Raw genomic sequence first — 14866 nt, 5'->3', positions numbered from 1 at the left:
TTTTCATGATGTCATTGCTCAAACGCGCCATTCCCGCACTCGCTCTGTTTCTGCTGGTTCCGCAGGCGCAGGCTTCACTGCCGGGCGTCGTCAGTCATGTGCTGCCGGACGGCGGCCAGAGCTGGTCTCTGCCGGTTCAGACCCTGCTGTTTCTGACACTGCTGGGCTTTATCCCTGCTCTGCTGCTGATGACCACCAGTTTTACCCGCATCATTATTGTGCTGGGTTTATTACGCAACGCACTCGGGACACCGTCCGCACCGCCGAACCAGGTTCTGCTGGGACTGGCCCTGTTTCTGACGTTTTTCGTGATGTCACCGGTGTTCGATAAAGTCTACGAAGATGCTTACCGTCCGTTCAGTGAAGACAAAATCAGCCTGGAAACGGCACTGGATCGCGGTACTGCACCACTGCGCACATTTATGCTCGGCCAGACACGCGAAAACGACCTGGCACTGTTTGCCCGTATCGCCAAAGTGGGTGAAATTCAGGAAGCCAAAGATGTGCCGATGCGCATTCTGATCCCGGCCTTTATCACCAGTGAGCTGAAAACCGCCTTCCAGATTGGTTTCACGCTGTTTATTCCGTTCCTGATTATTGACCTCGTGGTTGCCAGTGTACTGATGGCACTCGGGATGATGATGGTACCGCCCGCCACGGTTTCGCTGCCCTTTAAGCTGATGCTTTTTGTGCTGGTGGATGGCTGGCAGTTACTGCTCGGTTCGTTATCACAAAGCTTTTTTTAGTCAGGAGATAATATGAGTCAGGAGAGAGTATGACACCGGAATCCGTAATGGCGATGGGCACCGAAGCCATGAAAATCGCCCTGATGCTGGCCGCACCGCTGCTGCTGGCCGCCCTGGCAGCCGGTCTGCTGATAAGTCTGTTACAGGCCGCCACTCAGGTGAATGAGATGACCCTGTCATTCATTCCGAAAATTCTGTCTGTTATCAGTGTGATTGTGATTGCCGGTCCGTGGATGCTCAATCTGCTCACTGACTATATGCGTGCACTGTTAACCAATCTGCCGTTTATCATCGGCTGATCTATGTTAAGTATCACCAGTGAAACACTGACGCTGTGGCTGAGCCAGGGATTCTACCCGTTTATCCGGGTGCTGGCATTGCTGGGTACGGCACCGTTTTTCAATGAAAAACAATCAATCAGTAAGGTGCGGGTGATGCTGGCCTTTTTCACTGTTCTGATTGTCTCCCCGCAACTGCCGGTGGTAAATATCCCGCTGTTTTCCGCCCCCGGTCTGTGGGTGATTTTACAGCAGGTGGTGATAGGTGTGGCGATGGGACTGACCATGCAGATGGCGTTTGCCGCTGTCCGTCACGCCGGGGAAGTGATCGGTCTTCAGATGGGCTTATCCTTCGCCACCTTCTTTGACCCGAGCGGCGGGCCGAACATGCCGATTCTGGCACGTATCCTGAACCTTATCACTCTGCTGCTGTTTCTCGCATTTGACGGACACCTGTGGCTTATCCATATTGTGATAAGCTCATTTGACCTCATTCCTGTGCAGGTCACCCCGCTTAACCGCGAAGGGTTCCGCATGCTGGTACAGTCGGCTAACCATATTTTTCTCAACGGGTTAATGCTGGCGCTGCCGTTTATCACCCTGTTCCTGATTCTTAACCTCGCATTGGGTATTCTGAACCGGATGACACCGCAGCTTTCTGTGTTTGTGGTGGGTTTTCCGCTGACGCTGACCGTCGGTATCAGCATGCTGGGCCTGATCATCTCCGTCCTGCCGGGCTTTACCGAGCGGGTCATTCATCAGGCGTTTGAGCAGCTCTCACTGATTTTTAATCTGTTTGCCTCTCCGTAACCTGACCTGACTCATATCCGGTGTCAGGGCAGCATAAGTATCCGCTTATCTCCCTTAAATAAAAAACCGGTAATCACCGAGAAAGTGATTACCGGATCCGGTAATGGCGTACAAATGAATATTGCTGTGTATAATCCGGAAAACGACTTGAGAAATAACACGGTTACCAATTTCCTGCTGAATAACCTCCGTCCACCGGCATTACAGTGCCGTTAATATAGTCAGATTTCAGCAGAAAACGAATGCTTTCTATAATATCATTAATGGTTCCGACTTTATCCGCCGGTGAGACTAAATTAATAAAATCCTGATTGAGTTCTGTATTCAGCGGGGACTCAATATACCCCGGTGCTACCGCATTAACGCGGATATTTTTCTTTGCATACTCCAGCGCCAGTGCTCTGACCAGTCCGTGCACGCCTTCCTTTGCCAGGACACTCAGTGCAGCCGGTATTTTCTGCGACGGTTGCAGGGCAATACAGGAGGTTACCACGATAATTTTACCACCGTGATTTTTCAACATGTTTTTAATCGCCAATTGACTCAGATTAAATAAACTATAAATATTACTGTTTATTAAATGCATGAAATCATCCGGTGTCGTTTTTTCATAAGTTTTGCTGAGAAAAGCACCGGAATTATGAATAATAATATCGATATTTCCGAAGCGAATAATACCCTGCTGCATCAGTTGTCCGGCAAAATCAGTACAGTGACTTTCACCGGTCACGGGTAAAAATGCGGTTTTATTATCCAGTTCCTGCAAAAAACTCTGCATGTGTTCATCGCTGCTGAATATGCCGATCACATTGTAGTGTTCATCAAGCAGTGTTCTGACTAACGCTTTCCCCAGACAACTTTCTGCATCGGTAATGACGGCAGTCCGCTGTTGTGGTTTCATAAATAGCCTTCGATTATGATTTATTACTTGCAATTGATGTAAATTATTATATTTCTTCATTGCGTGAAATAAACTACTCTGATATCACTTCATTACCAACCTGAGGTTAATAATGCCGCGTCATTTTGATGATTTGATGCTGGGTACACTGGAACTATTCTGCCGTGCCGCCGAACTGCAAAGCTTTTCACAGGCAGCACAGGTACTGAATATTTCTCCGGCTGCGGTCAGCAAAACCATTGCGAGGCTGGAACAGAAGCTGGGCAGTCCGCTGTTTGTCAGAACCACCCGCCATGTGCGGCTGACAGAAGCGGGAGAACAATACCTCAGCTATTGCAGGACAGCGCTGGACGCGATGTATGATGCAGAGAATGCCCTGCTGGACATGAAAACCATTCCGGCCGGGAAAATCCGTGTTTGCCTGCCCAATGATTACGCCTATCTGAAAGTGTTTCCGCTGATGCCGAAATTCCGCCGCCGTTATCCGCAAATCGAGGTCGACTTTCATCTCCGCTTCCGCATTCCGCGCCAGGAAAGCACGGATTGCGATATCGTCATGACCAGCTGGCTGAATTACCTGCCCGACTGGATAGCCACCCCGGTTGATTTCGCTATGTTCCGGATTTATGCCTCACCGGATTATCTGAAAAAAGCACCGCCACTGAATACCCCGGAAGATCTCCGCCATCACAACTGCCTGCAGATGCATTTGCAGGAACAGACCAGACCACTGCGCTGGCCACTGGTGATAAACAATAAGATTGAACATATCGAAACCCGTGGTGACGCTGCATTTTATGAGGATGTGATGGCCGCATACTATATGGCGGTATCCGGTAACGGCGTCGCAATAATGCATGACTTTATTGCCCGCAAAGCCGTGGCAAACGGGCAACTGGTTCCGGTACTGGAGCCCTGGACTACCGTATCCCATATTTATCATATTGCCTGTCCGGCAGAATCGCGCAAATCTCCGCGTATCCGCGCATTCATTGATTTTCTGACAGAAGAACTGCGGCCGGCCGGCGCTTTTCCGGAACATTCGGTGATAGTCCCTGTCCGCTGACTTGTATCCGGCACAAAAAAAGGCCGTCGCAGTGACGGCCAAAGGAATTCAGTACTAAAACCGGATAATTTAACGACTGAACAGTGACATACTGTTGAGATCTTTAAAAATATCCTGTGAGGCCTGGAACAGCGCCATTTCTTTTTGATAATCCGATACCGTGCTGGTCCAGTCCGTGTGAAGCAGGCTGCTCAGACGGCTTTCATTCTGGATCCGGCGGGTCTGTGACAGGAAGTCCAGGCTGTCGATTTCCTGTAACTGCAAGCCTTGTTTCGCTTCAATATTGGAGATTTTATCCATCCCGGCTTTAATACCGCGGTTTGCTTCATCCATCCCGGCTCTGGCTCTGTCCAGATCAGCCTGTGAGGCATTCTGCTGAGGAATTTTCAGTGCTTCCAGACCTTTGTTGATCGCAGTAAACATATCAGCGACTTTTTCACCTTTCGCGTTTGTCGTGGTGACAAACACTTCCGAACCGGCAAAATAGCTGATCATTTCACGATCACTGCCCACGTTCTGGGTAATGGATTTATCGCCGCCTTTGTAAAGCACATCGCCGGTCGTTGCATCCACTTCAAACGGTGGCGTATCTGATTCATAACCACCAAAAATATAACGGCCGTTACCGTCAGTCGTGTTACCCAGAGACACCAGCTGATCTTTCAGCCCCTGCAGCTGTTCTGCCAGTGATGCACGGTCGTTATCGCTGAGCGCACCCTGGTTGGAGGCCTGGATAACCGTTGAATCCATCTGTGTGGATACTTCATTCATCTGGGTGAGAATGCTCATCTGCAATGTCATCCCGGTTTTGGCATAGCCGCGAGTGGATGCATATTGCTGATTGCGGTTCTCAGACTGAGTGACACGCACCGCCTGCGCGGATGCCAGCGGGTCATCTGACGGTTTGCTGACACGCTGACCGGACGCCAGTTTACTGCCTGCTTCCATCCAGCGGGCGGTGGCATTGTTCATATCCGACACACGCTGACTGAACATTAAATTGGTGCTGAAACGCATGATAATTTCCTTCTTAACTCAAAATCAGAATGCACGCATCAGAACGTTGAATAACTCATCAACGGTCGACAGCACTTTGGCGTTGGCATTAAAGAACTGCTGCATTTTCTGCATCTGGACACTTTCTTCGTTGGTATTAACGCCGGAAATCCCCTGCTGCTGCTCATAGAAGCTGACCGTCAGTTTGTTCTGCACTTCGGAATCAATCTGTGCCTGGCTGGCTTTGCTGCCCACATCATTGACCAGTGATGCATAGAAATCGGACAGGGTTGATGTGCCGCCGACCAGTTTCTGATCCTGCAGTTTTACCAGCTCTTTGATATTTTCATTGTTGCTGGCACCACCGGTGCTGTCCGCTGCGGCGAAATCTGCCGCATTTGTCACCAGCGTGTTCAGACCACCGATCACATTATCCACCGGCTTGAGCAGGAATTTATCTCCGGCCTGTGCGGTATTGTTACTGATTTTGATGTCCATGCCTTCGAAACTTAAGGTGCCGGTCGCACCGTCAAAATTCGCGGTCACTGCGATACCTTCCGGCAGACGGGTCACATTCCAGTTGGTGCCGTCATAACTGACATCGTAGTTATTACCGGTGACTTTGGAGACATCGTTGTATTTGATATCAAAATCGGCTTTGCCTTTGTTGTGGGTATTGCTGACCACACTGCCGCTGCCGACCGCAAAGAAATCTTTGTCAGTCTTGCCGTTGGCATCATAGCCTTTGCGGTGAACTTCATTGAATTTTTCCGCAAAGACCAGCGCCATCTGGTTCAGCTTTTGTCTTGCCGGGTCAATAATTTCACGGCGGGAACGCAGAACACCGCTCAGCTCACCACCACGGATCTGGTCATCTTTGATTTCACGGACATTACCGGCAGAATCAACAAAACCGATGCTCAGACGGCTGTCATCCGCACCGGAAGCCACCGCTTCCAGACGGTTAGCACGTCCGCCGGTCACCAGCGGCAGGCCGTTGGCAAACGAGACGTTGAAGTTGCCGTTCTGCTCGATCACTTTGATGCCGATAACAGAATTAAGCTCATTCACCAGGCGGTCACGCACATCCAGCAAATCATTCGGCTCTGCACCGTTAACCGCACGGGAGTTGCTGATCTGCTCATTCAGTTTGGCAATTTTTTCCGCATAGGTATTGATATCTTTAACTTTATTATCAATCTGATGGTTAACATCGTTATCCATCTCACGCAGACGGCGGTCAGCTTCCTTCAGTTGGCTGACCATGGTTTTGGCTTTGCCGAGGAAGACATCCACCAGCGTTTTGTCACTGGCGTCACTCGCCGCTTCGTCCAGCGAGGTGAAGAAACTGCCCAGCATCCCGGCGAGATCATCCGTGCTGTTGGATAACAGGTCATCCACCCCGGAGGCATTTTTCATGAATGCTTCGTAGTCGCCGCTGCGGGAACGCGCGTTGTTATACTGCATATTGACGAATTCATCGAACTCACGGCGGACATGGCTGAAATAGGTGCCGTTGCCGAAATAGCCGTTGGTTGTCATTGTGCCCGGGTTTTCACCGAATACCGCGCTCTGGCGGTGATAATAACCCACCCCGGCGTTGGCCAGGTTGTTGGAAATAACACTCAGCCCGCCCTGGGCCGCGTTAATTCCGCTTAATGCGTTATTCATTACATTATTCAGCATGTGCTTTTCCTTTCTCTGGCGACTGCTTTCCCGGCGACTTACTGAAAATGCAGCGCAGATAGCATCCGTTTAAAATTATGTCTTACCTTGTTATCGGAAAGACGGCGTAAAAATTTAGTGTTAACTGCATTTTTTTACGCCGTGAATTTGTCAGAAAATGTCACTCAAATCGAGGGTGTACGCCTGTACAGCACGGGAAGCCACCGGTGCGGCGGCGGGTGTGCCACGGATTTGATTAATGAGGACAATCAGCTTGTCGGAATAGCCCGGGTCGGTGGCATATCCGGCCTTGTGCAGACGCTGTGCCGCCTGCTCCGGACTGGCCGCCTGTTTCACGCCGTGATAACGCGGATTTTCAGTCAGCAGACGGGTGTAATCGGCAATCGCCTCTTCATAAGAACCGTAAACACGGAAGTTATCACGCATTTTAATGGTCTTACCGTTGATAACCTCGGTGGTCATGATATTGGTGACCGGACCTTCCCAACCCTTACCGGCTTTGATACCAAACAGGTTGTGACTGGTTTTGCCGTCTGCGGTCAGAATTTCCCGCTTTCCCCAGCCGCTTTCCAGTGCCGCCTGTGCCAGGATCAGCAGATGATGCACACCACTTTTCTGTGATGCTGCTTTCGCCGGCTCTGTCAGTTTTGCAATGAAATTCTGACTGTTAAGCCCCAGTTCACGCACTTTTTTCAGCGGTGAACTCAGTGCATCCCCCGCAGAACTGAATTTCCGCATCAGCTGAGCCATTGCCTGCTGCGGCATGGACTGAATCACCGTGGCATCATCCAGCGCCATCATTGATGAACGCAGCGGCAAATCCGGTTCATTATCCGCAGAAAGCTGCTTAAACATCATATCGCCGAAGCCCAGCCCCTTTTCTGACAGGTTCTGGGCTATCTGCTGGTCATACATGCTGGTCAGCATCCGGGTCTGGTCGCTGGAGAACAATCCGTCCTGCGGCAGTGCGGCGCGCATGCTTTTGAGCATCATCTGAACAAAGGTCGCTTCCAGTTGCTGCGTCACCTGACGCAGCCCCTCCTGCGGTTTTTCATTCAGCTGCTGTTTCAGGCTGCCCAGCGACTGCACATCGTAGGCCGCACTCTGCATCAACTGTATGTCGCTCATCAGATGATCTCCAGCTTCGCCCGCAGACAACCGGCACTTTCCATCGCCTGCAGAATCGACATCAGGTCGGTCGGTGTGGCCCCTAATGTATTGAGCGCCTGAATAACCTGATTGAGATTCGCCCCGGCATTCACTTTTTTCAGTGTGCCGTCCTGCTCACGGATCCCGACATTGGTGTTGCGGGTCACGACGGTCTGACCACCGGCAAACGGCGTGTCCGGCTGACTGACCTGTGTCTGGCGCTCGACCGTCACCGCGAGGCTGCCGTGGGCAACCGCGCAACTGTCGAGCGTGACGGTCCGGTTAATCACGACAGAGCCGGTGCGGGAGTTCAGGATAACTTTGGCTTCATTCTGCGGCGGACGGATATTCAGATCCTGCACCCGTGCCAGGAAACGCACCTGGTCACTGCTGCTCTGCGGTACCCGTAACTGTACCGTGCGGGAATCCAGCGGTGTTGCGGTACCGAAACCGTTCATGCGGTTCACCGCGTCGCTGATATCCTGCGCCAGTGCAAAACTGTCTTCATTCAGCTGGAGATTAATCACGCCGCTCTGACCGAATCCGCCCGGCAGTTCACGCTCAATCGTCGCTCCGCCGCTGATACGGCCGCCGGCCAGCTGGTTCACTTTGACACTGCTGCCGCCGGCACTGACACCGGCACCGCCGACCAGGATATTACCCTGTGCCAGCGCATACACCTGACCATCCACGCCTTTAAGCGGCGTCATCAGCAGTGTGCCGCCGCGCAGGCTTTTGGCGTTACCCATTGAGGAAACGACCACGTCGATCGCCTGGCCGGAGCGGGCAAACGGCGGCATTTTGGCGGTGACCATCACCGCCGCCACGTTTTTCAGCTGCATATTGGTGCCCGGCGGTACAGTGATCCCCATCTGCGACAGCATGTTATTCAGGCTCTGCGTGGTAAACGGTGTCTGCATGGTCTGGTCACCGGTACCGTCGAGGCCGACAATCAGCCCGTAACCAATCAGCGCATTCTCACGCACGCCCTGTACGGTGGTCAGATCCTTAATCCGTTCACTGTGTGCGGGGAGACCCGCCAAACCTAAAACCGCAATCAGCAGGCCGGTCAGTACTTTTTTCATTCTCACTTTACCTCTGCTCAGTACGGTGACACATTCAGGAAGAAACGCTGTAACCAGCCCATATTCTGCGATTCATTGATATAGCCGTCGCCGACATACTCAATACGGGCATCCGCCACCTGAGTGGAGCTGACACTGTTATCCGCCCCGATGGTGCGCGGGTTGACCACACCGGAGAAACGGATAGATTCCGTACCCTGGTTAATGGCGATCCGTTTTTCACCCACCACATGCAGGTTACCGTTCGCCAGCAGCTGATCCACAGTGACCGTGATAGTGCCCTTAAAGGTGTTCTGGGCATTAGCGCCGCCTTTGCCGGTAAAATCGCTGTTACCTTTTACGTCCAGCTCCGTGTTGCTGCCGCCGAGCCAGCCCTGCATAAAGCCGGGCAGAATGGACGCAAGAAAGCCGGTTTTTCCGGCACGGTTGGCATTAGCGGAGGAATTTTTGCTGGCGCTGACGTTTTCCTGCAGATTGATGGTGAGGATATCGCCGACATTACGCGGACGTCTGTCCTCAAACAGCGGCTGGTAGCCATAGTAGGCAGGCTGCGCACTCTGAAAAATAGCACCGTTCGCGGCCGGGGCAGTCGGTGCGACCGGCAGCGCGGTGGTATGGGTATCCACCAGCGGTTTGGGTTTGATGTAAGCACAGCCGCTGAGTGATACGGCAAGCACTGCCGCTGTCACCAGTCCGCGCCCGCAAACAGAAGTGGCAGGAGAACTTGCGCAATCCTGCTGCCGTGGAACAATGCCGCTTTCAGTCATCTTAATACTCTTGCTGTTCTGTGCGTGTCTCAGTAAAAAAGCCCCGGCAGCGATAACCTCACCGCCGGGACGGGGATTACAGTTGTGTCAGACGCTGTAACATCTGGTCAGAGGCGGAAACGGCCTTACTGTTGATTTCATACGCGCGCTGCGTCTGGATCATATTGACCAGTTCTTCCGCCACGTTAACGTTAGAGGTTTCCACCATGCCCTGATACAGACGGCCTGCACCGTTGGTTTCAGGGGCACTTTCTGTCGGTGCGCCGGAGCTGGCAGTTTCCATATACAGGTTTTCGCCGATGCTCTCCAGACCTGCATCATTGATGAAGGTGGTCAGGGTGATTTGCCCGATTTGCTGCGGCTGGCTTTCGCCGTACATGGTGACAGAAACCGTACCGTCACGGCCGATTTCCATCTTCTGCGCCCCTTCCGGGATCATAATGGCCGGGACAATCTGATAACCGGATGAGGTCACCAGCTGACCGTTCTGATCAGGATGCAGTGAACCGTCGCGGGTATAGGCATCAGAACCGTCCGGCATCTGGACATGGATAAAACCCTGTCCGCTGATGGCGATATCAGTCGATGTGCCGGTTTTGTTCAGCGCACCCTGGGCATGAATACGGGTGGTTGCGACCGGACGTACACCTGTACCCAGCTGGAGACCGGTCGGCAGAGAGGTCTGCTCGGAACTCATGGCACCCGGCTGGCGGATGTTCTGGTAAAGCAGATCTTCAAACACCGCACGCTGGCGTTTAAAACCGTTGGTGCTGACGTTGGCCAGGTTGTTGGAAATAACATCCAGGTTCGTCTGCTGGGCTTCAAGCCCGGTTTTGGCAATCCATAATGAACGGATCATGATAATTCCTTACTGAATATTAACTCACCGCAAGCAGCTGATTGGCCCGCTGGGCATTCTCATCCGCGCTGTGAACCACTTTCATCTGCATCTCGAAATGACGCGCATTGGCAATCATTTCCACCATCGCCTGTGCCGGGTTGACGTTACTGCCTTCCAGCACACCGGACGATACTTTGCCGCGCTCACTCAGCGGCAGTTCATTGCCATTGGCATTACGCGCCGCAGCAGTGAGATGAAACAGCCCGTCCTCACCGCGCAGAACATCCTGCGGTTTCGCTTCCACCACTTTCAGACGGCCTATCTGTCCGAGCATGGTCGGCGGATCAGTCGGGATCAGCGCGGTGATAGTACCGTCACCGCCGATGGTCAGTTCCGCGTGCGGCGGCACATCAATCGCACCGCCGTCACCCTGCAGAAGGTGTTCACCCAGCATCAGCTGACCATCCGCCGAAACCTGAATGCTGCCGTTACGGGTATAAGCTTCTTCCCCGCCCGGCAATGCCACCGCCAGGAAATGGCCTTCATTAAGCGCCACATCCATCTGACGGCCGGTGTAGTTCAGCGGCCCCTGAGTCATATCCGCTCCGGGGGTCGAGGAGACCACCAGTGTCCGGGTCTGCTCTGTATCGCCGTTTACCGGTACTGCCCGCATGGCGGACAGCTGTGCCTTAAACCCGGATGTCGAGACGTTGGCAATGTTGTTCGAGACAATGGCCTGATTTTCCAGCGCATGCTTAGCGCCGCCCATTGCTGTATAAATGACGTGATCCATGGCCACCTTCTGTCTTTATGCTTAACGTAAGTTAACCAGCGTCTGCAGCATCTGATCCTGCGTTTTGATGGTCTGCGAGTTGGACTGATAGTTACGCTGCATCACAATCATGTTGATCAGTTCCTGGCTCATATCCACGTTGGAGGCTTCCACCGCGCCGCCGGTCAGGTTACCGAACTGTCCGGTACCCGGAACGCCGTCCATCGGGTTACCGGAGGCATTGGTGGCTTTCCAGACGTTACCGCCCTGGGATGCCAGGCCGTTATTGTTGGCAAACGCAGACAGTGCGATTTTGCCGACAGTCCGCTTCTGCTGGTTGGAATAGCTGGCGGTGATGGTGCCGTCATTCTCAATTTTGAAGCTGGTGTATTCACCGGACTGATAGCCGTCGATATCAATTTTGCTGACGGATGATTCGGTGACTTTCTGCTGACGGGTTTTATTGAAGCTCAGGTCAATTGTGCCGCCATCCGCACCGTTTAAGCCTTTATAAGTGAACTGAAAATCAGCGGTACCTTTCAGCTTGCCGTTGCCGTCAAATTCCATATCACCCAGGTCCTCAACAGCCGCTGTTTTATCGCTGCTGTCTTTGGCTTTGACACTCCATTTGTTGTCAGCGGTTTTGATAAAGTAAACCGCGACTTCATGGGTGTTACCCTGGCTGTCATAGGTGGTCATGGTGGTGCTGAAGTTGTAGGTATCCGGGTTGTCCGGATCAAACGCAGCGGTAATTGCCTTATCATCCGAGTTCAGGTTCATGGTTAATTCACCTTTGGCGGACGCTCTGGCGTCCATCATATCGGTCGGGATATTCAGCGCCTGCGGAATGCCGCCCGTCTGGATAGTGGTGTTACCGGCAGCATCCTGACCCGCCGGGAAACCGGTGACCATCATGCCCTGGTTGTTGACCAGGTTACCGCTCTTGTCACGGTGAAATTCACCGTCACGGCTGTAAACCACATCACCGTTACCATCCAGCAGACGGAAGAAACCGTTACCGGAAATCGCCACATCAGTAGCGCGGTCAGTACGGGTGATAGCACCGTCTTTGAAGTTCTGGGAAACCGCCGCAACGTTAACCCCGAGACCGACACCGGAACCGGCAAACATATCAGCAAAAGAAGCATGCGCCCCTTTAAAGCCGTTGGTTGCGGAGTTGGCAATGTTGTTACCGATCGAATCAAGACCGGATGAAGCGGCGTTCAGGCCGCTGACTGCTTGTGAAAAAGACATGTCACCTCCATGACAATTGGGTTTGCTTATTAATTTGACGGATACACTTTAAAGATTTCAGACAGCAGCACGCTGTTGCCTATGCCCACATCCAGCAGCGGTGCATCCGCTCCCGGTGTCACGCCATTCACTTTCGCGTATTTCAGTCTGACGACGCCGCTTTTCGGGATCTCTTCACCCTTCATGGTGGCTTTTACCTCAAAGGTGTATTTCCCTTTGGTATCGGCAACCAGATCACCGTTGTCATTGCGGCCGTCCCAGGTCTTGTCGTAGATATCCGGTTTGGTTTCACCGTCAATCGTGATGGTTCTGACAATTCCTTTATTTCTGTCGCGGATGGTTATCTCAATTTTGTCCGCCGGTTTGGCGAGGAAGAAACCGAACGGCGAGGATTCAAATCCGCTGCCGCTGCTGTCATCACCACCGTTATCATCCGCAAACGGCGCAATTGATGTGTCATCACCCGGCGGCGGGTTATCGGCTTTCACACGGGTGGTGCCGTCACCGGTTGGTACCAGGACCAGGTCGCTGCCCGGGATCAGGACATTTTTCCCGACCAGTTGTGTTGCCTGTAATGACTGTCCGGAGTTAATTTGTTTTGAAATACCGCTGACACTGTCATTCAGGCTGTTCATGCTTTCCAGGGTGGCGATTTGCGCCAGCTGACTGGTCAGATCCGTGTTATCCATCGGTTTGGTCGGATCCTGGTTCTGCATCTGCGTGACGATCATTTTCAGAAAGGTGTCCCGCATATCATCACTCTGACTTTTCTGCGGTTTTTTCTGCGCATCAATGTCGTTATTGACCGGATCATTGGTTGCTGCATTAATCCCCATGACTCACTCCGTTACTGTCCGAGGGTTAAGGTTTTCTGCAACAGCACTTTGGCTGTGTTCATCACTTCCAGGTTTGCCTGATAACTGCGGGAGGCGGAGATGGTGTTGATCATTTCACCCACAGTGTCCACGTTCGGCATCCGCACATAACCTTTTTCATCCGCCAGCGGATGACCGGGTTTGTACTCCAGACGCGGCGGAGCCGGGTCTTCAATCAACTGGCTGACTTTCACGCCGCCGATGTCATAGCGCCCCTGCGGCGCGGTCTGAAATACCACCTGTTTCGCACGGTACGGTTCGCCGTCCGGCCCGGCCACACTTTCGGCGTTCGCCATGTTACTGGCGCTGACGTTCAGACGCTGGGACTGCGCGGTCAGTGCGGAGGCGGAAATATCAAAAATACTCAGTAGTGCCATCAGAATTACCCTTGCTGTAAGACGGCCAGCATGCTTTTCACGCGGCTGTTAATAAAGGTCAGGTCAGCCTGATATTTCAGGGTGTTATCAGCAAACTGACTGCGTTCAACATCCATATCCACGGTATTGCCGTCCATCGATGTCTGATACGGCACCCGGTATTTCAGATCAACCGCTGACGGTGTTGCGGCACCGTGTCCGCTGATATGACCTTTCGCGGTCACTGCCATCGCCAGACCGCCGTTCTTCACCGTGCCGTTATTCATCGCCTGTTTCAGCTGGTGGCTGAAATCGATATCCCGTGCCTGATACCCGGGGGTATCCGCATTGGCAATATTGGATGCCAAGATTGTCTGACGCGTTTCCCGCAGCGAAAGTGCCTGCTGCTGAAATGCAAACGTGGCATTTAACTTATCAAGCATGTCTGCCCTCTGTTGATGTGTTACGCCTGTTTTAGTGACAGGTATATTATCCGTCCCGTGAAAATCTAATGGCAGGATAAACGCGAAATAACCAACCTATTTACCGGATTCAACAGTGAGGAAATTGCGTAAACTGCGACCATCAGAAATAATCCCGTTTGTGAAGGAGAAGAGAATGACACCCCGTTACCGCACCCTGTTTATCAGCGGATTACTGGTGTTTTCCACCTCCGCACAGGCCGGGTTACCGGAAGAGATCAATCATTACTTCCGGCAGCTGCACCCGAAACCCATGCAGGTATCTGTCGAAATAAAAACCCCGATCGACCGCTGGCCTGCCTGTAAAGACCCGGTACTGCAACTGCCTGCCGGCGGACGTAACACCGGCAATATTTCACTGCCGGTGTTATGCGGAAAAAAACGCACCTTTATGCAGCTGACAGTCAATGTCACCGGCCAGTATTACGTGGCAACCCGTCAGATTCAGCGCGGTGAAACTGTTCAGCTTGTGGATATCGGCACAAAACGCGGTTTACTTCACAAATTGCCTGCGGGCGCGGTTACCGATAAAATAGCCCTCCGCGGTGCCATTGCCCTGCGCAATATTGATGCCGGGCAGACCTATGTCGCCTCCATGACCCGCAAACCCTGGGCAATAAAAGCCGGACAAAGCGTTTTTGTCATGGCGGATGGTGATAATTTCTCGGTAAAATATGAAGGCCGTGCCATTAATAATGCCGCCGCCGGAACTACTATCCGGGTCCGGCTGGTGAATGGTCAGGTGGTCAGCGGTGAAGCCCTTGAAAACGGCAGCGTGAAAGTATCACTGTAGTTATATGCT

17 protein-coding genes are annotated in these 14866 nt (G+C 52.5%); 5 read left to right on the top strand and 12 right to left on the bottom strand.

Annotation, left to right across the window (positions count from 1 at the left end):
- Nucleotides 1-5: 5 nt before the first annotated feature.
- The 3 genes from fliP to fliR are packed head-to-tail and all read left to right on the top strand — an operon-like array spanning nt 6 to nt 1834.
- Nucleotides 6-746, top strand: a complete 741-nt coding sequence (gene fliP / locus GN208_RS00990; RefSeq protein ID WP_004236822.1) for a flagellar type III secretion system pore protein FliP — start codon at nt 6-8, stop codon at nt 744-746.
- A 29-nt stretch (nt 747-775) separates the two neighbouring features.
- Nucleotides 776-1045 (top strand): flagellar biosynthesis protein FliQ, encoded by a 270-nt coding sequence (gene fliQ, locus GN208_RS00985; RefSeq protein WP_004236823.1) that lies wholly within the window; start codon nt 776-778, stop codon nt 1043-1045.
- 3 nt (nt 1046-1048) lie between these two features.
- Nucleotides 1049-1834: a flagellar biosynthetic protein FliR gene (fliR, locus tag GN208_RS00980; RefSeq protein WP_004236824.1), complete on the top strand. Its 786-nt coding sequence runs from the start codon at nt 1049-1051 to the stop codon at nt 1832-1834.
- A gap of 163 nt (nt 1835-1997) precedes the next feature.
- Here the strand turns inward: fliR and GN208_RS00975 are convergent, their stop codons facing one another.
- Nucleotides 1998-2735 (bottom strand): SDR family oxidoreductase, encoded by a 738-nt coding sequence (locus GN208_RS00975; protein ID WP_004236826.1) that lies wholly within the window; start codon nt 2733-2735, stop codon nt 1998-2000.
- 112 nt (nt 2736-2847) lie between these two features.
- On the opposite strand from GN208_RS00975, the gene GN208_RS00970 reads away from it, so the two are divergent.
- Nucleotides 2848-3801 carry a LysR family transcriptional regulator gene (locus GN208_RS00970; protein ID WP_004236828.1) on the top strand — a complete coding sequence of 318 codons (954 nt, stop codon included), beginning with the start codon at nt 2848-2850 and terminating at the stop codon, nt 3799-3801.
- Between the two features lie 69 nt (nt 3802-3870).
- Here the strand turns inward: GN208_RS00970 and flgL are convergent, their stop codons facing one another.
- From flgL to flgB, 11 genes are all read right to left on the bottom strand, one after another.
- Nucleotides 3871-4818 carry a flagellar hook-associated protein FlgL gene (flgL, locus tag GN208_RS00965; protein ID WP_243828270.1) on the bottom strand — a complete coding sequence of 316 codons (948 nt, stop codon included), beginning with the start codon at nt 4816-4818 and terminating at the stop codon, nt 3871-3873.
- Nucleotides 4819-4842: 24 nt separating this feature from the next.
- The gene (flgK, locus tag GN208_RS00960; RefSeq protein ID WP_004236830.1) at nt 4843-6483 is read right to left on the bottom strand and encodes a flagellar hook-associated protein FlgK; all 1641 of its coding nucleotides are present in this window, start codon (nt 6481-6483) and stop codon (nt 4843-4845) included.
- Between the two features lie 150 nt (nt 6484-6633).
- Entirely contained in the window at nt 6634-7611 is a 978-nt protein-coding gene (gene flgJ / locus GN208_RS00955) for a flagellar assembly peptidoglycan hydrolase FlgJ (RefSeq protein ID WP_015422626.1), read from the bottom strand.
- Nucleotides 7611-8717, bottom strand: coding sequence for a flagellar basal body P-ring protein FlgI (locus GN208_RS00950; protein ID WP_004236832.1), 1107 nt, complete (start codon nt 8715-8717; stop codon nt 7611-7613). Before GN208_RS00950 ends, flgJ begins: the two co-directional genes overlap by 1 nt.
- A 17-nt stretch (nt 8718-8734) precedes the next feature.
- Nucleotides 8735-9484 (bottom strand): flagellar basal body L-ring protein FlgH, encoded by a 750-nt coding sequence (locus tag GN208_RS00945; RefSeq protein ID WP_004236833.1) that lies wholly within the window; start codon nt 9482-9484, stop codon nt 8735-8737.
- A gap of 76 nt (nt 9485-9560) precedes the next feature.
- On the bottom strand, nt 9561-10343 hold the full coding sequence (gene flgG, locus GN208_RS00940; protein WP_004236835.1) for a flagellar basal-body rod protein FlgG: 783 nt from the start codon (nt 10341-10343) through the stop codon (nt 9561-9563).
- Nucleotides 10344-10362: 19 nt separating this feature from the next.
- A complete protein-coding gene (locus GN208_RS00935) occupies nt 10363-11118 on the bottom strand; it encodes a flagellar basal body rod protein FlgF (RefSeq protein ID WP_004236836.1) in 756 nt (251 codons plus the stop codon).
- Between the two features lie 21 nt (nt 11119-11139).
- A complete protein-coding gene (gene flgE, locus GN208_RS00930) occupies nt 11140-12351 on the bottom strand; it encodes a flagellar hook protein FlgE (protein ID WP_004236837.1) in 1212 nt (403 codons plus the stop codon).
- Between the two features lie 29 nt (nt 12352-12380).
- The gene (locus tag GN208_RS00925; protein ID WP_004236839.1) at nt 12381-13187 is read right to left on the bottom strand and encodes a flagellar hook capping FlgD N-terminal domain-containing protein; all 807 of its coding nucleotides are present in this window, start codon (nt 13185-13187) and stop codon (nt 12381-12383) included.
- Between the two features lie 11 nt (nt 13188-13198).
- Nucleotides 13199-13603: a flagellar basal body rod protein FlgC gene (flgC, locus tag GN208_RS00920; protein WP_004236840.1), complete on the bottom strand. Its 405-nt coding sequence runs from the start codon at nt 13601-13603 to the stop codon at nt 13199-13201.
- Nucleotides 13604-13608: 5 nt separating this feature from the next.
- On the bottom strand, nt 13609-14025 hold the full coding sequence (flgB, locus tag GN208_RS00915; protein ID WP_004236841.1) for a flagellar basal body rod protein FlgB: 417 nt from the start codon (nt 14023-14025) through the stop codon (nt 13609-13611).
- A gap of 175 nt (nt 14026-14200) precedes the next feature.
- Here flgB and flgA point away from each other — a divergent pair, with 175 nt between their 5' ends.
- On the top strand, nt 14201-14857 hold the full coding sequence (gene flgA, locus GN208_RS00910) for a flagellar basal body P-ring formation chaperone FlgA (RefSeq protein ID WP_243828269.1): 657 nt from the start codon (nt 14201-14203) through the stop codon (nt 14855-14857).
- Nucleotides 14858-14866 lie beyond the last annotated feature (9 nt).

The organism is Morganella sp. HSTU-ASny43, assembly GCF_022819185.1.
GTDB lineage: Bacteria > Pseudomonadota > Gammaproteobacteria > Enterobacterales > Enterobacteriaceae > Morganella > Morganella morganii.
This window is presented reverse-complemented; position numbering and strand designations above follow the sequence as displayed.